We start from the raw sequence: 23873 nt of genomic DNA, 5'->3' as shown, positions 1-23873 counted from the left end.
TTTAGGTTGTAAAAATACTCCTTTGAAAAGCGTCCTTTGGCATGCAAAACATTGAGAAACAGTGAATACAAATCCGCTTTGTTCTTATCGGTAAAAATTCGGTTACCTGCCGTCGTTTCCGAAACAGGCGGCTAACAGTCTGGTAACTGAAACGTCGCAATATTTTGTTTTCTTTTGCAGGTCTGTCTGTTCTGCAATTCTCGCAAAATGCTTAATTATAAACGTTTTACGTTTAATTATCGTCATTCTGTTTTTTATTGCATTTCTAAATATTACTTATGCGGCGCGTCACACATGGGCTACGATGGCTTATTATTGTGAGGTGCACCCCGGTGTCATTTCAGAAGCGATGGGACATTCATCTATCACTGTCACAGAGACTTATCTGAAACCTTTCAAGAATAAGAAAATTGATGAAGCGAATGTAATGGTCTTCTCTTCCTTTAGGAAGTCTTTCTCGGTAGGTAATTGTTTGAATTAAAGCCTGTTACTTTGTAGGTAACGGGGAGATAATACGCTGCAAAGATGAACATATTTTGGAAAACATGCAAACAAAAAAGATATTTTTTCTGATAAACTACTAAAAAAAGGAAATACACCAAACAAAACTGCGGATTTTTTGTGAAGAACACACCATGCTCTCTTATTATTGCAAAAGATTTCCCTCCCCTCTGCTGCTATTCTAAAGCAGGGGTTAAATATATTTTGATACTTATGTTTCTTGTCTACCCTTTAGACGCTTCTTCAGAAGTAGCTACAGGCTGTTTCCCGTTACCTACAAAGTAACGGGCGAATATTATTTGAACTTAGTGTTTAATAATATATTATTAATGTAATTTTTAAGTAGTTATGAAGAAAAAATTTATTAGAGTGATGTTTTTCGGAGCATTGGCGCTAACCACATTTTCATATGTAGGTTGTAAGGACTACGATGACGATATCGATCGGTTAGAGCAGAAGATAACCGAAAATGCCAACGCTATTGCGGAAATCAACAAGCTGATCGAAGGGGGATCTGTGATCACAAAAGTTGAGAACATTACCGGTGGTGTGGAAGTAACATTGAGCAACGGTAAGAGCTTTACCATTAAAAATGGTGATGCCGGAAAAGATGGTACTCAGTGGACGATTGGTGAAGACGGATACTGGTATCAAGATGGTAAGAAAACAGAGTTCAAGGCTAAAGGTGATAAAGGAGAACCGGGCACTCCGGGCGAGCCGGGAACTCCAGGTACTCCGGGTGAACCGGGAGAACCAGGACAGCCGGGTACTCCAGGTAAAGACGGTGATACCTATATTCCGGGTGAAGACGGATTCTGGTACAAGAATGAAGTGAAGCCGGAAAACAAGACTGATAAGACTTGGATTGTCCCAGGAGTTGTTTCTGTTGCTGATATGGGTGACTACTATATCTTCAGTAATCTGAAGAATGAAGCTGGTGAAGCAACTTCTGCTACAGTTTATAAATACTCTGCTACTTTTGTTTCTTCTTTAGTACATGTACCTTCAAATATCAATAAGGATTTAGGAGATGTTGTATTCTTGCCAGTTATTGCATATGATAACAACTCGAAGAATACGGCTGTGTATGAGTATAATAGTAGTAATCAACCATTATATCGTACTTTGGTTAATGGATGGGCGGAATATGAATATAAATTGAATCCTGCTAATGTAAATCCTCAATATTATACTGGAATATCGTTTGTTGAACAAACAGCTACAACAACTACCAGAGCTACTGAAGTTGGGTTACCTTTGGCTAAAGTAGTAACTACTACAGACCGTGGCAAATTGATAGTAAAGGCCTCTGCTGGTGATAACGCCAATAACCCAAATGCGTTCAAAATGTATAAAGATGATTCTGAACAGGGTACTGCTTATGATAATCCAGATGGCAAACCGATGAAAGAATCTACTAAATACGGTGAGGCTGGTAAAGTGAATATGCTTGCCTACATGGTTAAGAATACGAATGAACAACTTGGTGAGACTGCAAATATCAATGTAGTATCTGATTATGTTGCTACAAAACGTATGGTGGTTGAACAAGAGGAAACTACTATTGGTTTTGCTGTTGATGCAGATAAATATGCTGATCCTACAGTAAAAGCTCCGGCTCTTCCTTTGTTGTCTGATATGTACAAGAAGGCAGAAACTAAGGTAAACGATTATTTAGCAAGTCTTCCTGTTAATTTGAAATTTTTGTATACTGCTGATCCTTTGGATTTGGAACCATTGCTCACAGGTTTGGCAACAGAATTCCATACTAACACAGGCTTTGACGCAGATGAAAGTCAATATGTATTGACTGATCTTGGTTTTGAAAACGTAACATTCCAATATGAGGCAGTGAGTTATATGGATGCTGAAGTTGATCAGACAAAACGTTATCTGAAATTGGATGGTAGCAAAATTTCTGTAATCGACAAACAATCTGCTTCTATCGGGCGCCAGGCTGTTTTGAAAGTAAAGATGTATGTAGATGGCAAATTTGTTATGAGTAAGTTGATGAAGATTGAGTTTGTAGAACAAGAGCAACAGACTAAAGACTTTGTTAATACAGATTTGAAAGAACAGACGTTGGCTTGTACAGCTTTGTATGGTGGCGGTGCGAAGTTGGCAGCAGCTACTGCATATCAGACTGCTACTGTTGTGGAAGGTCTTAAGATAGACTTCGACCAATACTTTAATGCATTACAAGTAAGCAAAGCTAAATTCGTAGAATATTATGGTGGAGGTAATCCGACTGTGGAAGTAACGAAGGATGGCGTTAAATTTGATGGCTGGAGCTTTGATTCTGAAGAAGCAGGTAAGAATTTGACAATCGATTATTCTAACATCGAAGGATCTGCTATTACTGACAATAACAATGTATACTTCGGATTGAAGAACCAGTTGCGTGCCGGTACTTATGTGATTAAGTTTACTTATTCTACAACGAATACTGCACCTACATACAAAGCATTCACTATTACTGCTACATTGGTAGTGAAAGATCCTGTACATACATGGACTTATAACCCGTCAATGTGGGAAGGAACAGAGTATATGCTTGGTTATGGTCAACCGACTTCAGGAGACTATGGCGCACCGTTCTTGATGAAAGCTACTATCGAAGATGGATTCATGGATTCATGGGATGGTTGTGGTCAATGGGACTTCGAGTTAGTAACTACAGCTCCTGCAAGCGAGATGACTCTTACAACAGATATTGCTACTAATAAGCACGTACTGAATATCTTTGATAAGAAATGGATGGGCAAAAAGATTCGTGTCCGTGCCGTTGAGTATATTGAAACGAAAGATGCAGCGAAAAATAATCGTAAGATCAATAACATTGTATCAGCTACTAAGACTAGTGAATTTGACATCATGTTCGTTAATCCTGTAGTTTATGCTCAGGTAAATGCAGCGGCAGCTTGGTATTTGGTTGACAAAGCTAATACTACTGTCCTGAAGGAAGGTGCTTATCTGCCTATCTACCGCTTCGTTAAATTGTATGATATAAAGAGAGGTGAAACGAATGGTATGATGTTTGATGGAAGTCAAGAAGAGCCTTGGTTCGAAAGAAATGAGGTTGAGATTGGTAAAGGCCTGTTCAAGATGCATAAAGTAGAAGTTTCTTATAAACTTTCGGATAAGAATGATGCTATTGTACAGAGACATGCTTCAATACTTAAATCGACAGATGGTAAAGAAGTTGGCTTGCTGAAATGGAACAACGATGAAGGTGTATTGGTTGGTGATGTTGATCAGCCGATTATTATCGATGTAACGATAAAGAATTCATGGATGGGTCAACCGGAACAGACAACTACACAAACCCAAGAAATCACTGTATACGTTAAGAAAGCGGATACTAAGTATACTGTACCGGCTACAGGATTCCTTGGAACATTGGCTGCTCCTGAAGGATTAGGCTCATACGCTGATTTGAACTAACATTAACTTGTAAATAGTTTTAGAAGGGTATCTTCATAAGAGAGGGTACCCTTCTTTAATAAATATCTTATTTAAAGAAAAGAGATGAGCATGAATAAAAAGAAATTGTGGATAGCAGCGTTTTCTTTGCTATTTGGCAGTATAGCCGTCTCTGCACAAGAACAGAGAATTAAAGAAGAAGGTAAGACGGAATTCAAATCCCATTGGTTTATGCAGGTACAAGCTGGTGCTGCGCATACCGTTGGTGAGGCCAAATTCACTGATCTTATATCTCCTGCAGTTGCATTGAATGTCGGTTATCAGTTTGCTCCCGCATGGAGTGCTCGTGTAGGCGTTAGCGGATGGCAGGCTAAAGGTAGTTGGGTTGCTCCACGGCAGGATTATAAATATAAATATCTTCAAGGTAATGTGGATATAGTATCTGATTTGAGTACGCTGTTTTGTGGTTTCAATCCCAAGCGTGTATTCAATGGCTATATATTTGCCGGAGCGGGTCTTAACCGTGGCTTCGACAATGACGAAGCTGTTGCAATTAACGCAGCCGGTTACCCGATGGGCTATCTTTGGACAGAAGGAAAGTTTCTTGTTGCCGGGCGCTTAGGTCTGGGATGCAACTTGCGCTTGAATGACCGTTTGGCTATCAATATAGAAGGTAATGCCAATGTTCTTTCCGACAAGTTTAATTCGAAGAAAGCGGGAAATGCCGACTGGCAGTTCAATGCTTTGGTGGGTTTGACTATTAAATTTGGCAAAGGTTATAAAGAAATCCCGCCTGTGTATTACGAACCGGAACCGGTCGTGGTGGAACAACCGAAACCTGCTCCTGTGGTAGAGCAGCCACAACCTAGAAAAGAGGTAGTAGTACAGCTAATGAAACAGGATATCTTTTTTGCCTTGAACTCGGCTAAGATACAAGACGACCAAAAGTCTAAAATCAATATGTTGGTAGAATATTTGCAGAAGAATCCGTCTGCCAAGGTAAAAGTGACTGGCTATGCGGATGCTAATACAGGAAATTCTAAGATCAATAAAACACTGTCCGAAAAACGTGCAGCTAATGTTGCAGAAGTTCTGAAAACAAAAGGAATAACTCCTGATAGAATCATTGCCGATTCCAAAGGTGATACTGTTCAGCCCTACAAAACACCGGAAGAAAACCGGGTGAGTATCTGTATTGCTGAATAAATCATGTTGCTCAACCGATACGTAAGTAACGGATGCGACTACTTTGCGGGTATCTGTCTCTGTGAAGCGATTGATAGTCGTTTTTCCCCACTAAGGATTTCCCCACTATAGTCCTTAGTTTATTTTAGTGAAGAGAGGAAAGGTCTGCACTTGCGAAAGACCGGACTTTTCGCTAACTCTATTCAAGGGACGTTCCTAATTTCCCCTTTTTCCCTGGGAACGTCCCTTTTTATTGCATATCATTGATGATAATTCTTCCCCATATAAAACTTAAGATATATACAAAAATGTCACACGCCCAATAGCACTTTGGGATTTTGAACAAATATATCCCTATCTTTGTCTTTTAAGATTTAGGGAAATAGAAAGAAAAGGTGTTATGGAAGAAGCATGGGAAAGGGAATCTTCTTCCTCTTAAAACAGCCTTTTAAGTATCATTTAAATTCGTATAATAATGGGGAATTTAATTTCATTCATGAAAGACGTAGCCGATGGGCTGCGGGAAAGTGGGAATTATGGGACCGCCCATATTTACAGGAGTAGTATGAGAGCCGTCATTTCATTCCACGGAAGTGGGAATCTTCCTTTTCGGAAAGTGAATCAGGAGTTTCTAAAAAAATTCGAAACGTATTTGCGTGGAAAAGATTGTAGCTGGAATACGGTTTCCACCTATATGCGCACATTACGTGCAGTGTATAACCGAGCGGTTGACCGACATCTTGCTCCTTATGTGCCTCATCATTTTCGTTATGTCTATACAGGGACGAGGGCTGACAGAAAACGTGCACTGGACAAAGAGGATATGGAACGATTGATGGCAAAGCTGCCGAATCAGCTTTATTCCGGAATCAGAGACTTACAACGTACACGTGCCTTCTTTTTATTAATGTTTATGCTTCGCGGCATTCCATTCGTAGACCTTGCTTACTTGAAGAAGCGTGATATAGAAGGGAATGTCCTGACTTATCGCCGAAGAAAGACCGGCAGAATGCTGACCGTAACTCTTCTGCCCGAAGCAATGAAACTGATCAGGCAATACATGAATACTGATCCTGCCTCTCCTTATCTTTTTTCGCTGATCGCCAGCAAGGAAGGAACAGAAGAAGCGTATCGTGAATATCAGCTGGCCCTTCGTTATTTTAATAGTCAACTGGTGATTCTGAAAGGAGTGTTAGGATTGACTGCTGACTTAAGTTCATACACTGCTAAACACAACCAATTCTCTATCTAACTGAAAATAAAATAGTTATCACTCACTTTGTAGATAATAGGTAACACTTTAGAAACGAGCGAATTACAATATTCTGTTTTATTCTGCATCAACTCAAAGAAGCTTTTTTTCAGGACAAAAATACCAAAGACGCTGACAATTAGCAAATATCTCCGGTAAGATTTGCATGTTTTAACTCCGTTTTTCATCTTCAATTAAAAAGATCGAGGTTTTCCTGCATAGTGTCGTGGCGAAAGAGACCGGCAATATCTTCTGAATGACCGACAGATCCCTATTCTCCAACCCCAACAAGTTTAGTTGTACAATGGAACTAATAGAGAAGGAGGTCAATAACTCCAGAAGAGGATTTCATTCTGCATTTCAAGAACAAATACAGCAATACTTATCCTCTTGCATGGATGCTTGTGGACATGTTGTCAATGGGCATCGTAACTAGCATCCATGAAAATATAAAATCCAATCCATTGAAAAAAGATTACGGTGTGCTATGATCTATCCGTTCCCGTTTTCACTTCGTGGCTGACAGTCATAATCCTTATAAGAAATTCCTGCTGTCATCATACAAGGGTATAAAACAAGCAGTACGCCATCAATCCGATGGTAGTCCGGAGGATGCAATTCCCTTGGATAAACGATATGATATCACTACACAGGACATTTTATGAAATCTGCATCATTTAGTGGTTTATCAACATTATATCGCTGGACAACGATATGAAACAGCATTTCCAAAAGTTACTGGGTTAATATCCGAAATATTGACAGCAAGTCAATGAACATTCCCCTGGATTGGCAGGATGAGCCTTTGCGGAGAATATAAAATCCACCTTTCATCTATATTTCTTTTGTAAAAAGAACAGATGTTGGAAGATGGTTGCTCCTGCTCTATACGGATAAGGCACAAGAAACTTAAAGTCAGACTTCCTTGAACCACAGATGTTGCAACCACCACAGTTATTACAATATTTTTAATTTCATTTATAAAAAGACTTCCTGCTTCTTGGCTTTATTGGAGTCTTAGATTCCTTCATTTATATCTTAAATAATTCAGCTTGCATATCCTCCCACTCCCAATAACGGTGTTGTTCGCAATCCTGCAATTTAATCTTAGATTCAAGAAGTTCTTTTTCTTCTTCATTTATTTTACAGGAGTGTTCCAACTTTCTTGATGACCTTATTGAGTGCTTATAACCATAATAAATACAATTTTAGTAATGTTACAGGATTATACGGTGATCTCCCTTCTGATTGAAGTTTGACATGTTTAACCCCAAGTTTATCTATAGGCAAGATATCCACAAATAAATCGATAATCCTTGCCCAAGAATCTGGAGCAACCAATTGTTCAAGAGTTATCATTTGAATTTGATTTTCTGTTTCCTCCTACTATGTAGTTTATAGATATATTGTTTAGTTTCTTTCCATAAATATACGAAGAACCAATAATTCAATATAGCGTCTAAGGTTTTTGCACAGACTCTCGGTGGAATACATTTCCATGATATCTGCTCCATAACGACCGTGATGTTCGTGCAGCATTCTTTCGAATGCACTGATTACAGGCCGTACCACCGTACAGAAAATATCATCCTTACTTTTGAAGTAGTTATAGATATTGCTCAACCCTACCTGTGCTTCTTGCGCAATTTCACGCATGGAAGCCTTCGGAAAGCCGTTTTCGAGGAATACCTTTTCGGCAGCTTTCAAAATTTCTTTTTGTATGTCATCTTTAGAGTATTGCATAAGTTTTATTTCTCGACTGCAAAGTAGGGGAGAATCCGCGTTTTCTGAAATACCCATTAATGATGGTTTTTTGTTAGATTTTTATAAAAATCACAATTATTGGGTATTGCCAAGGTCGCTGAAAGCATGCAACTTTGCGCGTATAATCTAACTATAAACTACTATATGGTGAAACTAACGAATCATAAAAAGACAATTGACAGACCTTTAGGTTGTAAGAGATGGGGAATAATAGCTATTATTATTATTATTTTTGCAGGTAGCTTATCTTTTTTACTGTACTCTTACTTTTCGCATGATGCTGATAATCCTCAGTGTAACTGTTTGCTATGTATGCTTAATCATGTTCCTGAAGAGGGAGAGTACATTTATAACCGCTATTTGATATTTATTAGTTTTATCTGGATTGCTGTGATCTTTGCGGCTATCTTTTTAGTGAATTACTGCTTTGTAAAAAAGAACAAAAAGAAATAGTGTTCGTTTAAGTACCTACTTATTATTATTTTTAATAACACAATACTCATATTTGGGTATTGCCCGCCTTTTTAACTCCCTCTACTTTTGCGCCAACAAAATTTAAGATAAAAGATGAAAAAATTAACTTGCTTATTCGCCTTAGGTTTCTTGCTTTTTAACAATACTTTACGGGCTAATGAACCCGAAAAAGTAACCTCAACAGAAGAGGTATCTGAAACTGCGGCAAAGAAAGAGAGAATAAAACAGGTAACAAAAGATGACGACTACGAAAAGTTCCGTTTCGGTGGATACGGAGAGATGGTAGCAAAGTTTATGAATTACGGAACGAATCGTTTCTATGGTGGGGTCGATAACAGTGATCACCGCAATACCATTGCGATTCCTCGTTTTGTGTTGGCTTTTGACTACAAGTTTAATTCCAAGTGGATACTGGGTGCTGAGATAGAGTTTGAAGCAGGAGGTGTAGGTCTTGAAACTGAACTTGAGAATTCAGAAAACGGTGAGTATGAGACAGAAATGGAAAAGGGTGGAGAAGTCGCTCTTGAGCAGTTTCACATTACCCGTCTGATACATTCGGCTTTCAATATTCGTGCCGGTCATTTGATTGTACCTATGGGATTGACCAATGCACACCATGAGCCTATCAACTTCTTTGGAACATCTCGTCCTGAGGGTGAAACCACAATTATTCCTTCTACCTGGCATGAGACAGGATTGGAATTCTTCGGTTCTTTTGGTAAAGGATATGCGCGTTTTGATTATCAGGCAATGATTGTTGCCGGCTTGAATGCTGATGGTTTTGGTCGCGATAACTGGGTTGCCGGTGGTAAGCAGGGACTCTTTGAACAAGATAACTTTACTTCACCTGCTTATGTAGCACGTCTGGACTATAAAGGGGTATCGGGGTTGCGTGCAGGTGTTGCTTTTTACTATTGTAATGACGTGACGGCCAATGCTGATAAGAATTATAAGTATAGCAGTGTAGGCCGCTCATCAGTGAAAATTTACTCTGCCGATGCACAGTATAAAAATAAATATGTTACCGCTCGTGGTAATATCATTTATGGTGATTTAGAGAATTCTTCCAAGATCAGCAAGGTTACTCTTTCCAATAACTCCAATTATTATCACGGTGCTATGCGTAATGTAGCTAAGAATGCCCTGTGCTATGGCTTGGAGGCTGGTCTTAACCTGAGTGCTTTCTTCTCGCAGAAGAAATGTCCGGTTATTTATCCTTATGCCCGTTATGAATACTACAACCCGCAGGAAGAGGCAGAAGGTTCTGCTACAATGGAGAAGCGCTGTCAGGTAAGCAAATGGACGGCAGGAGTTAACTGGTTTGCATTGCCGAATCTGGTTGTAAAGGCCGATTATACTACCCGTCATATTGGTACGAACAAGGTATTTGGATCGACTAAATATAACAATGAAAATGAATTTGCTATCGGTATAGCTTATGTCGGTTGGTTTACCAAGAGATAGTTCAAATAGGTATTTATAATTAATTTAATGTTTAAGTAATATGAAAAAGTTTTTTTATTTGTCGGCTCTTTCATTGGGCATGATGTGTTCCATTACGGCTTGTAGTGATGATGACACTACGACTATAGACGCTAAAAATCTTGACTATACGGCGGAGAATGCAAGTAGTTGGGGAAATTACATGCGAGTAGTTGCACAATTGTTGGTGAATGATGCTACTGCTCTTTATGATGACTGGGCGGTTAAATACAACGAAGGTGGAAGTTATGCAGATTTCTTTAAGAATCAAGATGCTTTGACGAGTGTTGAGCAGTTGATTGACGGCTGTGTAGACATTGCCAATGAAGTAGGTACTGCCAAAATTGGTGACCCTTACGATCTTTTCATACATAATAATGAAGAAAAGGCTTTGTATGCTGTAGAGTCATGGTATAGCTGGCATTCTCGTGAAGACTATCGTAACAATATCTATTCTATTCGCAATGCTTATTACGGAACACGTACAGGGGCTATTAGCGAGTTATCTCTCTCAAAAGCAGTAGCCGCGGTAAATGCTAATCTTGATACTGAAGTAAAAAAAGCGATTGATGACGCAGCAGCAGCAATTTGGGCTATCCCGAGTCCTTTCCGCAACAATATCAATAGTCCGGAAGCAGTAAGTGCTATGGAAGCTTGTGCCACTTTAGAGGGAGTACTCAAGGGTAGTTTGAAGAGTTGTATCGAAGGTATTGATAAAACAGTGTTGGCTGAAGTCGTAAAAAATTATGTGGATGTAGTTGTATTACCTACTTACTCTGATTTGAAAGCGGGAAATCAGGCTCTTTTCGATGCTGTTGAGACATTCCGTACTTCTCCCAGCAATGCTAACTTCAAGGCTTGCGCCACAGCATGGCTTGCTGCTCGTACACCGTGGGAAACCAGTGAGGCATTCCTTTTTGGTCCGGTTGCCGACAAAGGTCTTGACCCCAATATGGATAGCTGGCCACTCGATCAGGATGGTATCGTACAGATCCTGACTTCCGGTAACTATTCAGACTTGAACTGGGATGGTGACTATGATGAAGAAGATGATAAAATTGCCGGTGCACAAGCTTTGCGTGGTTACCACACTTTGGAATATTTGATCTTCAAAGATGGCGAAGCCCGTACCATTCAGTAAGATTTTTACTTGTTAGAAATCAGATTTTGCGGAAACAGTGGGATAATGAATATTCTGTTGTTTCCGCAACATCTGCGTTAAAAAGATAAATGTTAGTTACGTATTTTGCAATAATAATTCAATAACGAATGAATGGCTTATTAAAATACTCATTTCCAATCTGTTTTTCGCTTCTGGCATTGTTTGCCTGCGAGGATGATGGAATTGATGTGGATAATATAGAAGTACCTGCCGGCTTTGCCCTCTCTGCCGGTACTGCTACCAACTTCCTGACTTCCTCTTATGCTTATGACAGGTCGGCTGACTGGATAACAGGGGCATACGATAAACGTTTCACCCGTGGTGACAAATTGTATGATGATATCCGCACCAGTAGTAATGGAATAGGTGGAGGACTGGGACCGGTTTATGCCGGTTATTCTTGTGGTAGCTGTCACCGAAATGCCGGACGTACGCAACCTACTTTGTGGAGCGAAGGTGGTTCCGGTAGCTCCGGCTTTTCGTCTATGTTGGTTTATATTAGTCGTAAGAATGGAGCTTTCTTTCAGGATTATGGACGTGTGCTTCATGATCAGGCTATTTATGGTGTGAAGCCCGAGGGAAAACTGAAAGTGGAATATACCTATGAGACTTTCCAGTTCCCTGATGGTGAGACGTATGAACTTTGCAAACCCAATTATTCTATTTATGAATGGTATGCGGACAGCATCAAACCCGAAGACCTGTTCTGTACGGTGCGTATTCCTCTGCGCCACGTAGGTATGGGACAAATGATGGCGCTCGATCCCACTGAAATTGAAGCTTTGGCTGCTAAAAGCAATTATCCGGAATATGGTATCAGTGGCCGTTGCAACTATATCTCCGAGAGAGGAATGAGAAGTTTAGGCTTGTCCGGTAATAAAGCACAGCATGCCGACCTGACAGTGGAACTTGGTTTCTCCAGCGATATGGGAGTTACGAACAGCCGCTATCCCGAAGAAATCTGTGAAGGACAGGCACAAGTAAATCAAGGCAGTATGATGGGACTTTCTTATGCCCAGTTGGATGTATCTACGGAAGAAATGGAGAATGTAGATCTCTACATGCAGAGCCTTAGTGTTCCGGCACGTCGCAATGTGAATAATGAACAAGTGATCAAGGGTGAGCAGAATTTTTATAAGGCGAAGTGCCATCTCTGCCATGTAACCACCTTGCACACAAAACCACGTGGTTCTATACTGCTGAACGGAACCCGCCTTCCTTGGCTGGGTAGTCAGACAATTCATCCATATTCGGACTTCCTGCTTCATGACATGGGCTCTGAAATTATGGGCGTAGGACTGAATGATAACTATGTAAGCGGTTTGGCCCGTGGCAACGAATGGCGTACGACTCCGCTTTGGGGTATCGGATTGCAGGAAACTGTGAATGGTCATACTTACTTCTTGCATGATGGGCGCGCCCGCAACTATATTGAGGCTATCATGTGGCACGGTGGTGAAGGTGAAGCATCGAAGAATCTCTTCAAAAAGATGAGTAAAGAAGATCGTAATGCTTTGGTCGCATTTCTGAAATCATTATAAAACAAATAACGAACAATAAAACCAATAAGTATTATACAAGCAATTATGAAGAAATTAATTTTAATGGTTGTAATGGCTGCCCTTTCGTTGGCTGCTATGGCACAGCATGAAGAAGATACAGAAAACGGTGTAGTGTCACTTGCCGGAAGAGAGGGATTTACGATAGAAACCAAGAAGGGAGACTTTGTATTCAAGCCCTATCTGTTGGTACAGACTTGTGCAAATTTCAATTGGTATGATGATGAAGGCCTGGATAAGGCATACAATCAGGATAATGTAGCTAATTCCGGTTTCTCAATTCCCTATGCTGTATTGGGCTTCACTGGTAAAGCTTTTGGTAAAGTAGCCTTTAATCTTTCTATCAATGCGGCTGCCAGTGGGGGAGCATTGCTTCAACAAGCATGGTTCGATGTGCAACTTAAAAAACAGTTTGCCGTGCGTGTCGGTAAATTCAAAACACCTTTCTCACATGCTTATCTGACGACGTTGGGCGAAACATTGTTGCCGCAGTTGCCAGTATCATTGACTTCCGCCATCATTCTGCCTTATTCCTTGAATGCGGTAACGCCTAACATCGGTACCGGTTTTGACCTCGGTGTTGAAATTCACGGATTGTTAGCTGATAAATTTGGCTATGAAGTAGGTTTATTCAATGGTACCGGTTCTTCTGTAAATACAGCTACAAAAACTCTGAGTGATGATTGGCATATTCCTTCTTTACTGTATGCGGGACGCTTTACTTATATGCCTAAAGGTGTGATGCCGTCCACCCAAGGTAATCCTAACCGTTTGAATGAAGATAAGATCATGTTCGGTGTATCGGCTTCAATCAATGTGGAAAGTGAGAATGAAAGTACCAATGATACCCGTGTGGGAGTGGAATTTGCCATGTTAAAGAATAAACTGTATCTGGGCGCCGAAGCATACTATATGAATGTGGGCTTCACCGATCGTCAGAAAATAAATGAGACATACAATTACCTGGGTGGTTATGTACAGGGCGGCTACTTTGTAGCTCCCCGTTTGCAGGCTGCCTTGCGTTATGACTTCTTTAACCGTAACGGTACCAGCGATGACGGATTTCTGAATATGCCGGCTGTGGGTGTGAATTATTTCTTTAAGGGTTGTAACCTGAAACTCCAGGCTATGTACCAGTATATTGCCCGTACGGGGCACGATACACAGCTCGACCGAGATAATGATAATTTAGGTCTGGCCACTCATTCTGCAACAGTAATGCTGCAATATACTTTCTAAAAAAACAAAGAGAGTAGTTATGAAGAAATGTATATTATTCTTTGCTGCTATCTGGATGACACTCTGCTTCTGTTCATGTGATGATGGAAGAATCTATGAGAAGGAGATAGAGGTGCAGCGTGGTGGCCGAGTCCTAAAGTTGACAGGTCGTTTCAGTGGTATCAGCAATTGGACGGATGATTATAGTGTCGTTGTGGCAGGCTTCAATGATAAAAGTGAATACGCTGTTATAACGAAATCACTGCCAGTCAATGTAACCGACGGAACAGATATCGTTATGACACTGGGAGGTATCAGTGATGAAGTGAAATCACTCAAATTGTGTGTTATCAGTCGTCTGCGCGAATGTATTGTCGAATTTAAGACGATGGAAGATGAAGAACTCGCAGCTATTACAGATACTATATTAATGGATGTGGGAACACTGGACGTGGGTATGTTCAGTTCCATCCAGTCACAGGTTTTCGATAAAAGATGTGTAGCGTGCCATGGGCAGACCGGTTCTGCATCGGGTAATTTATTTCTGACGGAGGGTAAGAGCTATCATGCGTTGGTCAACCAGCCGGCGCATAAGAATAGTGATATACTATTGGTGAAGCCCGGCAGTGCAGAAGAGAGTTTTCTACATCTGGTCTTGAACAGGGCTGGTGATACGAGTATGAACCATACCGATATGCTGTCAGAAGATGAGCAACCCTTATTGAAACTGATAGATAATTGGATAAACGAAGGTATTTTTTTGAATAACGAGTAAACGATATTGGAAATGAACAACAAAAAACAACCAACCAATCAATCAGAGAATACATTAACCGAGATTTTTAAATATGAAGTAAAAGAAGGCGTTTCAGAGTTTCATGTAATGATTCACTCTACCCGGCCGGAAGACACTTATGAAGAACAATTAAATGCAGTAGCCAATGCCTACAATGATTTGCTTGCAGGTGAATTGAAAGGTGCCATGGCTGTGTTTAAACGTTATTTTCTGAGTGATACCGCCAATCAGGCTGACCTCCTGCTGGCTATCACTACCGAAAGTTCCGACTGTGCTCTTTCCGTGGTAGAGCAACCCCCTTTGGATGGGACGAAAATAGCTTTGTGGGCTTATTTACAGACCAATGTGCAGACACAAGTGCTGCACAACGGATTGTTTGAAGTAAAGCACAATGCGTACCGCCACCTGTGGGGAGGCAGTGTTTTCAATCGTGCCGCAAATTCTGAGTACCAGACCCGTTTGTTGCTGAATGACTACGCGATGCAACTTATGGAACAAGGATGTAAATTGGCGGATAACTGTATCCGTACCTGGTTCTTCGTACAGAATGTGGATGTGAATTATGCCGGTGTGGTAAAGGCGCGTAATGAGGTTTTCGTCACTCAGAACCTGACGGAAAAAACACACTATATTGCCAGTACAGGTATCGGCGGACGTCATGCTGATCCTAAAGTATTGGTGCAAATGGATACCTATGCTGTGGCAGGCTTAAAGCCGGAACAGATACACTTCCTTTATGCTCCTACGCATCTGAATCCTACTTATGAGTATGGTGTCAGCTTTGAACGCGGAACGTATGTCGATTACGGTGACCGGCGTCAAGTGTTTATTTCAGGTACGGCAAGTATCAACAATAAAGGGGAAGTAGTATACCCCGGCGACATCCGTAGGCAGACGGAACGGATGTGGGAAAATGTAGAAGCCTTGCTGAAAGAGGCGGAGTGCACGTTTGATGATTTGGGGCATATGATTGTTTACTTGCGTGACATTGCAGACTATGCAGTTGTGAAGAGTATGTATGACAAGTGTTTCCCAGATACTCCTAAAGTATTTGTACATGCGCCTGTATGCCGTCCCGGATGGTTGATCGAAATGGAATGTATGGGAGTTAAGGCTTTGAAGAATAAGGAATATGCACCTTTTTAATCTGAAGAAAAGTCTCGTCTCCTTATATATCTGTCTGGTGGCTTTACTTGCTGTGGTGACCTTTGTGGAGCATGTACGCGGAACAGAGTTTGTAGAAAAGTATGTTTATCATACAGTTTGGTTTTGTTGTTTGTGGGGAGTACTTGCTGCATTGGCAGTTGTCGTGTTGGTTAAGCGGCAGTTGTGGCGGCATCTCCCGGCATTGTTGTTGCATGGCTCCTTCCTTTTTATCTTGGTGGGAGCCATGATTACATTTTCATGCAGCAAGAAAGGATATATGCATCTCACAGTAGGCACTGAGGTGGGAACTTTCATAGACCAAGACAGTAAGCGGGTGATCGAATTACCATTCACATTGTGTCTGGACAGTTTCCGGGTGGAGTATTATCCGGGGACGGAGGCTCCGGCAGATTATGTCAGCTATATCCGGGATGCGGAACCAGTTTCCATGAATCGTATCCTCTCTCGTCAGGGGTATCGCTTTTACCAGTCTTCTTTTGATGATGATAAGGAGGGGAGTTGGTTGTCAGTGAATTATGATCCGTGGGGAATAGGGGTTACGTATGCAGGATATATTTTGCTGGGTATCTCCATGTTGTGGATGCTTGTCGGTCGCAGTGGAGAATTCCGTAGATTACTCAGGCATCCATTGCTTCGGAAAGGGGGAATGTTTGTGTGGTTGCTCATGGCTGTGGTAACGGTGGTGCAAGCAGAAAACAGAAGCCTTCCGGCACTTGCACTCAGGCAGGCGGATAGTCTGGCATTCAAACAAGTGATTTATCATGATCGCGTAGTACCTTTTAATACTCTTGCACGAGACTTTGTATTGAAACTGACCGGAAAACCTTCTTATGGTGGTATGACACCCGAACAGGTTGTCGGAGGTTGGCTACTTCGTCCGGAGGTTTGGCAGAATGAACCGATGATTTATATAAAGAGTGCGGAACTTCGTCATTTACTCCGGTTATCGTCTTCTTATGCCCGTCTTACTGATTTGTTTGATGGACAAAACTATCGATTGCAGGAATTTTGGAAGGGTGGACAAAAGCCACATATGAAAATGACTTCGTTGGAAAAGGCTATCATGGAAACGGACGAAAAGGTAGGATTGATACTGATGCTACGGAGTGGAACACTTATCCATCCTTTACCGGAAGATGGGAGTATAAAACCACTATCTGACGTAAAAGTGCAGGCTGAAATATTGTACAATCGTATTCCATTCAGCAAACTGTTGTTCATGTTCAATCTGACTGTAGGGATGCTGGCATTTTTCTATTTACTTTATTGCAGCATGCATCGTTCGGCAGGTAAGGCATGGAGCGTTTTTACAGTTGCACTTTATGCAGCATTCCTTTTTCAACTCTTTGGCTACTGTTTGCGGTGGTATGTTGGCGGACGTATTCCGTTGAGCAATGGATATGAAACCATGCAATTTATGGCACTGTGTACACTTCTGCTTGCATGCATATTCCGGTGTCGCTTCTCTTTTACGTTGTCTTTTGGATTGCTCATTTCGGGTTTTGCCTTGTTGGTAGCTTATCTTGGGCAGAACAATCCTCAGATCACTCCTCTGATGCCTGTGTTGCTGTCTCCCTGGTTAAGTATTCATGTTTCTCTGATTATGGTATCTTATGCATTGTTTGCCTTTATGATGCTAAATGGATTACTGGCATTCTGCATAGGAGGTTGGCGAAAAAAGGCAATCGATTCGGAGATTCAGGAACAGCGTAAGGTCCGTGTGGAGCAATTGATGCTTTTCAGTCGGTTGATGCTCTATCCGGCAGTATTTTGTCTGGGGGCGGGAATTTTTATTGGTGCTGTGTGGGCAAATGTTTCATGGGGGCGTTATTGGGCCTGGGACCCGAAAGAAGTCTGGGCTTTGATCTCCTTTTTAATCTATGGTGCGGCATTCCACGGACCATCGCTTGCCGTCTTCCGGCAACCCCGGTTCTTCCATGCTTATATGGTGTTGGCTTTCCTTACGGTGCTGATGACTTACTTCGGAGTAAATTATCTGCTGGGCGGTATGCATAGCTATGCCTGATTATCTTTCTATTTTCGGATGATATAATAAAAATGCCTGCGGAATTCGCCTATGCACCCAAAGAGAACGCCCGGTACGTGTTTTCCGGGTAGGGGCAGGCCGGCTCCCCCCCGTATCAGCGTGACCGTGCCGGAAGAGGTGAGCCAACAGGAGGACCTGCTGGTAGCCCGGTCATCTGAGCTCGGGGGAAACAGTAACACGGCTGTTGCACTGACCTTCAACCATGCACTGACCGCCGTCAGATTCGTGTGCGGGAATGATATGCGGGAAGGTACGGTCAAGCAGGTCCGTTTGAAAAACGTTTATTCCAGAGGAACTTACAATATGGGGACACAAACCTGGAGCGGTTTGGATACTCCCGCCTCCTTCTCACAGGCATTGGATAAAGTGACGACAGGAACAGCTGACGAGGCGCTCACGAGTGAGGCGCAGACCTTTATGATGCTGCCCCAGCGGTTTCCTGAGGGCGCGCAGATAGAAGTCTTATTCACAGACGACACCCATACAGGCCACACTTTAATAGCCGATATAAAAGGAAGTGAGTGGCCGATGGGCAAGACTGTGACCTACAAAATATCCAGTAGTTCTCTCAACTGGACTTACACGCTTGATGTCACTGCCCTGGCCGATTTTACATATACCGGTGGTACACAGCAATATTGTGTTACCAGTTACAGGCAAAACGCCCAAGGGGAAAAAGAAGCTGCCGAATGGACCGCACAATATGCAGAAGACGGAACCACGTGGACAGACACCAAGCCGGTATGGCTTACCGCATTCACGGCATCTGGTACCGGCGGTGAATTTGCGCAACCTTGTGATGCGACGGTCGAGGCGCAGACCGGAATATCAAATGATTTACATGAGAATGCTTTGAAGGCGGCCACAGCCAAGGGATCGGAAACCACACCGTATAACCTTTCCAACAACACCGGGGGGAATACTGTTGAGAACACTGCCAACTGTTACGTGGTCAACGCTCCCGGTTACTATTCTTTGCCGCTGGTATATGGCAATGCGATCAAGAACTCAGCCACGAACGCTTCCGCGTATACCTCCACGGTGACAGGAACCAATATCCTGAATCCTTTCATCAACCATGCCGGGAACGGGATCACGGATCCATACATCAGCGGTAATGGATGTACGCCGGCCAAGGCCGAACTGGTCTGGCAGGATGCGATGAACCTGGTTACGGATATAAAATACAATGCCGATTCCAATGGCGGCAATATCTCTTTCAAAGTGGACCGTTCTTCCATCCGGCAAGGCAATGCCGTCATTGCGATCAAGGATGTGAGTGATGCCATCCTCTGGTCCTGGCATGTCTGGGTTACAGACGAAGACATTAACAATGTGATTGAGATAACCAATCATCAAAACGTAAAATATAATTTTATGCCCGTTAATCTGGGACAATGCGACGGTAATACCATCACCTATGAAGAACGGAGTTGCAAGGTAAAATTCATTGCCGGGGACCAGAGTAAGGAAATAACCATCAAGCAGTTGGCGAACGTAATCGCTACCGGAAGTAATGCTCCTTTTTATCAATGGGGACGTAAAGATCCGCTCTACCCTTCGAACGGAATGGGTAACACAACCAAAATCTGGTATGACAAGGAGGGAATTCCATCTACAGCAAATCCTATGAAAGGAACCTTTTCGGCCGGGAATGATTGTATCAAGAACTGTATTCTCAATCCTAATCTGATGCACAATAGATATAATGGAGATTATACCTATTACAACCTGTGGAGTGCCGATAATAAAACAACTTCTGCCAATGACAATCCTGTTAACAAGACTATTTACGATCCGTGTCCCGTTGGTTTTAAACTTCCTGCCAGTAACGCTTTCACAGGATTTACCACAACAGGAGAAAGTGTATCATCTTCCACTCAAGTTAACGGTACCTGGAGTAGTTCGGAAAAAGGTTGGTATTTTTATACAAATTCCGAAAAAACACAGAGCATTTTCTTCCCGGCGTTAGGGTATCGTAGTTATTCCACTATGCGGCCAGGTAGTATCGGGACACAGGGTTGCTTCTGGTCGGCACATCCGGTAGCGAAGGGCAATAATTATTACCTTAGAACTAGCTCAGTAGACGTACAGCCAACATATATGGTCGATCGGGGATTCGGGTATGCGCTCCGTCCTTGCCAAGACTAAAGGGTTGCAATAAAAACAAGGAGCTGCTTACTAACACAGTTGCAGCTCGAGAAAGAACACGGCACAGAGGGAAAAAAGGTAAGTCAAATTAGCCGAAGCGGAGAACATGATTCATTGCTTCGGCTTTTTCTCATCTATGTTTGGAACTCATCAGCGTCTTTCCTTAGCTCCCGAGCTGTTTATTGAGCAGCTTTACACGCTTTCAGCGTTTCTTTCTACTTCCTTCTGTCGTACTCAGAATCGATCACAGAATCGGTTCGGTTCCGGATGAATCCGTTATCTCTCTACTAGTTGCATTTGATTTCCAGCATATCAAAGGCTCTCCTCTACTTCCCCCCACATCAACAAATAACGGTATTTCACATTATTATCCTGCACTCGTTGCATCCACTGCGGTTTTCCCACTTTTTATCACTAACTTTATAGATAAAATCCCTCCGAAGAGAATTGCCAATGACACGATCAGGAAATACTCGGAATGGGAAATATATGGGAGAGGATAAAAGGAGATATCATACTATAACGAATATATTACAATATAATCTGATCCCTGATTTTTTTACTATATTTGCAAAGTATTGTATAACATTTAAAAATATGACCATGGAAAAAACATTTGCACAAATCAGTGAATTGTTTGATCAATTTTCAAAAGATGCCAGCCTCCAGGTAGAAAAAGGAAACAAAGCTGCCGGAACCCGTGCCCGCAAAGCATCACTCGAACTTGAAAAACTCCTCAAACGTTTCAGAAAAGAGTCACTCGAAGCCTCGAAGTAATTTTTACTCTGGTCTCGACGGTATGGAAATGGCGGCATAGCGTGTACCATATCGAAAAAAAACTTTTCGTTTCACAGCGGGGAGGCTTTATTAGTTGTGATAAAATTAAATATCAATTATGTGAAATTTCTATTTCGCTTCTGAAAAAACAACTCTACTTTCGTATATCTGTTGGATTCCGCAGGTGTATAGTCGGCAATTTCTCCTTAACTAATTCTGATAATACGTTCGGCCGATATTCCATGTCATTCCAGTTCTGTAGCAACCAAGCAAGCTCTTGATATATTCAAAGAATCGTTGATACCTGATGTACCAGTAGAACTGTCGGCAGCACCAGTTACTCTCACGGATAAACTGTATTTTTTCGTTACACGGGCCAGTTCGTTAAAATTAAGCCTTTGTGAGGTATCCTTTAGGACACCGTATTGGAAGCAAAAAAGAAATAGATAGGTGTACCAATACATTCCCCATCAGCGTATGAAAAAAACATTGGAATCCATAGAAAGGGTGTCCTGAAAGCCAAACTGCATATTTCGGGAAATCGTATAATTACATGATGGCTTTCCACTTTCAGATTGAAAGGTTGTCGTGTCAAGAAGTGATGAACCGCTCCAATAGCTATGCTTCAGCCCTCCACGAAGTGAGTTCAAACCGCTGTAAGCGTTATTGGATATGTACATCTAGTTATATTATATTTATAAAAATATCAAAAACAATAAGTTACAATATACCATAAGAAGCTATTTTTATTTATCCGAACACAAAGTTATGCTTTAAAAATAAAATGTCAAGGCTGAAATGAATTATGATTTTTTAAATATGCTAAATTGCTTCTGTTTTAATACTGTTGTCTTTTCACTTATAAACATACCAACTCCGGAGGCAAAGGCTGGGATGGTTTGTCGGCATATTCGCCGTTAAACCGTCCTGTTTTCGTTTAACGAAAACACAACTTGCTGTCCCCTAATGGGGACAACGTTTTGAATATCACGCTATATCCATATAGTGCTATAAAGCCTTTTGTCAGGGGAAAAATGCATACGGTTTCTGCCATTTTTTCCGCATTTCCGGTTTTTTGAATGTAAATGTTTCCCCACAGAACATGCGTCTTCCCACTATACTGCTATAACTATATAGCCATATAAAAGAATCAGAAATTAAAATATCATTGATTGACAGCATAATTCACCGATTTACGGGAATGTCTTCTGTAGTCTTTAGTCCGCTATACCACTATCAGTATAGCTTTAGTTATCTCTATTTCGAGGTCATCCTCTATGCAGCTCACCATATCATGTTATATCACTATCAGCATATCCCCGTTTATCCTTATTCCGATGTCACGCCCTATACCGCACGGCATTCGTTTGGAACCCTGATGCTGTCCTCCGGCATCCCGATAGAGAGCATCGCCAAGATGATGGGCCATACGAACATCAACAGTACGCAGGTCTATGCATAGGTTACCGACCAGAAGATATCCGGTGACATGGACCGGCTGATGAAAAGAAGACAGAAAGGGAGTACGGTCCCCCTAACGGAAATATCCGAATAATGAAATGCCAGCCGAAACCGATGTTTAATGGTTCCGGCCGGCATTCTTGAGTATTGAACGTCCGATTATATCAGGGCCTCATGATAATTATCTTCCAGGAGTTTCTCAATGTCGGATACCTTATACAAAATTTTTCCACCTAGCCGGATATAAGAAATACGCCCCTGGTCCCTATAATCCTGCAGGCATCTGCGGCTGATTTTTAACAGGTCCGACAATTCCTTGTCAGAGAGAAAACGCTCACCGTTAAACAGGGGGCGGTTATCCTCCGCAAGCCTTTCCAGCTTCGTCTGAATGTTATCCAGCAGGCCAAAGAATCGGCGGACACTGCACGTCTCTTTGCTAATAATTCCTTCCATGTTGCATCCAATTAATTATTCATTCTTTCTTTTTTCTCTCACCGCCTTTTCCTTGCGTTTCATGGCGGCATAGACCATCAGCTTTTCCACGTCCTCCGGCCTGTAGTAGATTTTCCGTTGGATTTGGGTGAATGCCAGCCGTCCGGTATCCCGGAGAGTCTGCAGGGTACGTGGAGAGATGTCAAGGCGCAGGCAGACATCCTGGTTATCCATTCACTCTCCCGGTTTCTTTTCCCTGTTTTTTTCATACAAGCGGTCCACCTGTGCGGACAGGCTATCAGCCCTAGCCAGCATTTCCTCAAAGATTCCGGCTTCAATGTAATATACTTCCATTTTTCTTGTTTTTATTTAAAATAGCTTCCTTTTAGAAACTCAAATTATTGAAATACAGTTCAAAATACTTTCCAAATGCACTTCCGGATGGGAGTCGTGATTTCCGACTCCCCCTCCAGAGCTGTTTTAAGGAGGACTTCCCGTCATATTACGGCTGTAACAGTTTGTAATCTCGTCCTGTGATCTTCTTTATCATGCCGGCGTTTTCTTTGATATGTTCAACCAGTATGCGGCTTATAACACCGGAAACAGTAAAATCCTTACGTCTGACTGCCCAGACAATGTCTGAGATACATTCGTACACCTGTGCATCAATATGCAGGGGCTTGCGCCGGTTGGATGAAAAATTGTTCAGGAGGGCTTCAATGTATTTTTTTACCTCTTCATCCGTTATCGTCTTTTTACTTTCCGCCCGGGATGAAGACTCCTTGTGGGGCGGCACCTCTTCCAGATTCTCGGAAATACTGCTCAAATATGAGCCTTTAGCGGCAACTATATCCAGTATCTCCTTCTCGTTGATATTATACGGTTTTGTTTTTTTCCTTTCAATGCTGTCCATAACTATGATTTATACATTAATTCCATGTGACAATTGGGCGTTTTGTAAGGCGGATGTTCCTGATGGCGGATTATCGTCCTACTCTGCAAAGAAAAAAAGAATAAACGTG

The 23873-nt window shown here is 41.9% G+C and carries 17 protein-coding genes and 4 pseudogenes; 16 read left to right on the top strand and 5 right to left on the bottom strand.

Annotated elements, in window-relative coordinates:
• Positions 1 to 304 precede the first annotated feature (304 nt).
• The 5 genes and pseudogenes from KTR07_RS28485 to KTR07_RS28805 all read left to right on the top strand — a co-directional run bounded on the left by KTR07_RS28485 (position 305) and on the right by KTR07_RS28805 (position 6934).
• On the top strand, positions 305 to 481 hold the full coding sequence (locus KTR07_RS28485; protein WP_270305747.1) for a hypothetical protein: 177 nt from the start codon (positions 305 to 307) through the stop codon (positions 479 to 481).
• Between the two features lie 368 nt (positions 482 to 849).
• Positions 850 to 3945, top strand: a complete 3096-nt coding sequence (locus KTR07_RS19000) for a PL29 family lyase N-terminal domain-containing protein (protein ID WP_048692238.1) — start codon at positions 850 to 852, stop codon at positions 3943 to 3945.
• A gap of 90 nt (positions 3946 to 4035) precedes the next feature.
• Positions 4036 to 5130 carry an OmpA family protein gene (locus tag KTR07_RS18995; protein ID WP_016269879.1) on the top strand — a complete coding sequence of 365 codons (1095 nt, stop codon included), beginning with the start codon at positions 4036 to 4038 and terminating at the stop codon, positions 5128 to 5130.
• A gap of 454 nt (positions 5131 to 5584) precedes the next feature.
• A pseudogene (locus KTR07_RS18990) lies at positions 5585 to 6343 on the top strand (tyrosine-type recombinase/integrase); the annotation flags it as partial.
• Positions 6344 to 6690: 347 nt separating this feature from the next.
• Positions 6691 to 6934 (top strand): annotated as a pseudogene (locus tag KTR07_RS28805) (Abi family protein).
• 837 nt (positions 6935 to 7771) lie between these two features.
• Here the strand turns inward: KTR07_RS28805 and KTR07_RS18975 are convergent.
• Positions 7772 to 8104, bottom strand: coding sequence for a TetR/AcrR family transcriptional regulator (locus KTR07_RS18975; protein WP_224200485.1), 333 nt, complete (start codon positions 8102 to 8104; stop codon positions 7772 to 7774).
• Positions 8105 to 8203: 99 nt separating this feature from the next.
• Here KTR07_RS18975 and KTR07_RS18970 point away from each other — a divergent pair, with 99 nt between their 5' ends.
• The 10 genes from KTR07_RS18970 (at position 8204) to KTR07_RS18925 (ending at position 20958) form a co-directional block, all read left to right on the top strand.
• On the top strand, positions 8204 to 8578 hold the full coding sequence (locus tag KTR07_RS18970) for a hypothetical protein (RefSeq protein ID WP_008765144.1): 375 nt from the start codon (positions 8204 to 8206) through the stop codon (positions 8576 to 8578).
• Between the two features lie 114 nt (positions 8579 to 8692).
• Positions 8693 to 10063 carry a hypothetical protein gene (locus KTR07_RS18965; RefSeq protein ID WP_005680407.1) on the top strand — a complete coding sequence of 457 codons (1371 nt, stop codon included), beginning with the start codon at positions 8693 to 8695 and terminating at the stop codon, positions 10061 to 10063.
• A 40-nt stretch (positions 10064 to 10103) separates the two neighbouring features.
• Positions 10104 to 11222, top strand: a complete 1119-nt coding sequence (locus KTR07_RS18960) for an imelysin family protein (protein ID WP_005680409.1) — start codon at positions 10104 to 10106, stop codon at positions 11220 to 11222.
• A 128-nt stretch (positions 11223 to 11350) separates the two neighbouring features.
• On the top strand, positions 11351 to 12784 hold the full coding sequence (locus KTR07_RS18955; RefSeq protein ID WP_005680411.1) for a di-heme oxidoredictase family protein: 1434 nt from the start codon (positions 11351 to 11353) through the stop codon (positions 12782 to 12784).
• A gap of 45 nt (positions 12785 to 12829) precedes the next feature.
• Entirely contained in the window at positions 12830 to 14041 is a 1212-nt protein-coding gene (locus tag KTR07_RS18950; protein ID WP_007748002.1) for an OprO/OprP family phosphate-selective porin, read from the top strand.
• Between the two features lie 19 nt (positions 14042 to 14060).
• A complete protein-coding gene (locus KTR07_RS18945) occupies positions 14061 to 14795 on the top strand; it encodes a hypothetical protein (protein ID WP_005680413.1) in 735 nt (244 codons plus the stop codon).
• 12 nt (positions 14796 to 14807) lie between these two features.
• Positions 14808 to 15962, top strand: a complete 1155-nt coding sequence (locus KTR07_RS18940) for a Rid family hydrolase (protein ID WP_005680414.1) — start codon at positions 14808 to 14810, stop codon at positions 15960 to 15962.
• Positions 15949 to 18009: a cytochrome c biogenesis protein CcsA gene (ccsA, locus tag KTR07_RS18935; protein ID WP_005680415.1), complete on the top strand. Its 2061-nt coding sequence runs from the start codon at positions 15949 to 15951 to the stop codon at positions 18007 to 18009. The genes KTR07_RS18940 and ccsA overlap by 14 nt, the downstream gene beginning before the upstream one ends.
• A gap of 51 nt (positions 18010 to 18060) precedes the next feature.
• A complete protein-coding gene (locus KTR07_RS18930) occupies positions 18061 to 20181 on the top strand; it encodes a fimbrillin family protein (protein WP_005680416.1) in 2121 nt (706 codons plus the stop codon).
• A 603-nt stretch (positions 20182 to 20784) separates the two neighbouring features.
• Positions 20785 to 20958, top strand: coding sequence for a histone H1 (locus tag KTR07_RS18925; protein WP_005680417.1), 174 nt, complete (start codon positions 20785 to 20787; stop codon positions 20956 to 20958).
• 116 nt (positions 20959 to 21074) lie between these two features.
• Here the strand turns inward: KTR07_RS18925 and KTR07_RS28800 are convergent.
• Positions 21075 to 21649, bottom strand: a pseudogene (locus tag KTR07_RS28800) (OmpA family protein); the annotation flags it as partial.
• Positions 21650 to 22219: 570 nt separating this feature from the next.
• Here KTR07_RS28800 and KTR07_RS28795 point away from each other — a divergent pair.
• Positions 22220 to 22513, top strand: a pseudogene (locus tag KTR07_RS28795) (tyrosine-type recombinase/integrase); the annotation flags it as partial.
• Positions 22514 to 22578: 65 nt separating this feature from the next.
• On the opposite strand, the gene KTR07_RS18910 reads toward KTR07_RS28795, so the two are convergent.
• The 3 genes from KTR07_RS18910 to KTR07_RS18900 form a co-directional block, all read right to left on the bottom strand.
• Positions 22579 to 22872: a helix-turn-helix domain-containing protein gene (locus KTR07_RS18910; protein WP_005681506.1), complete on the bottom strand. Its 294-nt coding sequence runs from the start codon at positions 22870 to 22872 to the stop codon at positions 22579 to 22581.
• 15 nt (positions 22873 to 22887) lie between these two features.
• Positions 22888 to 23085, bottom strand: a complete 198-nt coding sequence (locus KTR07_RS18905; protein ID WP_005681504.1) for a helix-turn-helix domain-containing protein — start codon at positions 23083 to 23085, stop codon at positions 22888 to 22890.
• Between the two features lie 268 nt (positions 23086 to 23353).
• On the bottom strand, positions 23354 to 23764 hold the full coding sequence (locus KTR07_RS18900; RefSeq protein WP_005681501.1) for a DUF3408 domain-containing protein: 411 nt from the start codon (positions 23762 to 23764) through the stop codon (positions 23354 to 23356).
• Positions 23765 to 23873: the final 109 nt, after the last annotated feature.

The sequence above is a fragment of the Bacteroides sp. MSK.20.82 genome (assembly GCF_019052485.1).
GTDB classification, from domain to species: Bacteria; Bacteroidota; Bacteroidia; order Bacteroidales; family Bacteroidaceae; genus Bacteroides; species Bacteroides thetaiotaomicron.
The sequence above is the reverse complement of the archived record's forward strand: the minus strand, read 5'-3'. Positions and strand labels throughout refer to the sequence as shown.

Coding starts and splice junctions, on each gene's coding strand:
- KTR07_RS18910 (WP_005681506.1), bottom strand. CDS start 22,872: ATGGAAGGAATTATTAGCAAAGAGACGTGCAGTGTCCGCCGATTCTTT.
- KTR07_RS18960 (WP_005680409.1), top strand. CDS start 10,104: ATGAAAAAGTTTTTTTATTTGTCGGCTCTTTCATTGGGCATGATGTGT.
- KTR07_RS28485 (WP_270305747.1), top strand. CDS start 305: ATGGCTTATTATTGTGAGGTGCACCCCGGTGTCATTTCAGAAGCGATG.
- KTR07_RS18955 (WP_005680411.1), top strand. CDS start 11,351: ATGAATGGCTTATTAAAATACTCATTTCCAATCTGTTTTTCGCTTCTG.
- KTR07_RS18905 (WP_005681504.1), bottom strand. CDS start 23,085: ATGGATAACCAGGATGTCTGCCTGCGCCTTGACATCTCTCCACGTACC.
- KTR07_RS18975 (WP_224200485.1), bottom strand. CDS start 8,104: ATGCAATACTCTAAAGATGACATACAAAAAGAAATTTTGAAAGCTGCC.
- KTR07_RS18930 (WP_005680416.1), top strand. CDS start 18,061: ATGCACCCAAAGAGAACGCCCGGTACGTGTTTTCCGGGTAGGGGCAGG.
- KTR07_RS18900 (WP_005681501.1), bottom strand. CDS start 23,764: ATGGACAGCATTGAAAGGAAAAAAACAAAACCGTATAATATCAACGAG.
- KTR07_RS18925 (WP_005680417.1), top strand. CDS start 20,785: ATGGAAAAAACATTTGCACAAATCAGTGAATTGTTTGATCAATTTTCA.
- KTR07_RS19000 (WP_048692238.1), top strand. CDS start 850: ATGAAGAAAAAATTTATTAGAGTGATGTTTTTCGGAGCATTGGCGCTA.
- KTR07_RS18945 (WP_005680413.1), top strand. CDS start 14,061: ATGAAGAAATGTATATTATTCTTTGCTGCTATCTGGATGACACTCTGC.
- ccsA (WP_005680415.1), top strand. CDS start 15,949: ATGCACCTTTTTAATCTGAAGAAAAGTCTCGTCTCCTTATATATCTGT.
- KTR07_RS18995 (WP_016269879.1), top strand. CDS start 4,036: ATGAATAAAAAGAAATTGTGGATAGCAGCGTTTTCTTTGCTATTTGGC.
- KTR07_RS18965 (WP_005680407.1), top strand. CDS start 8,693: ATGAAAAAATTAACTTGCTTATTCGCCTTAGGTTTCTTGCTTTTTAAC.
- KTR07_RS18950 (WP_007748002.1), top strand. CDS start 12,830: ATGAAGAAATTAATTTTAATGGTTGTAATGGCTGCCCTTTCGTTGGCT.
- KTR07_RS18940 (WP_005680414.1), top strand. CDS start 14,808: ATGAACAACAAAAAACAACCAACCAATCAATCAGAGAATACATTAACC.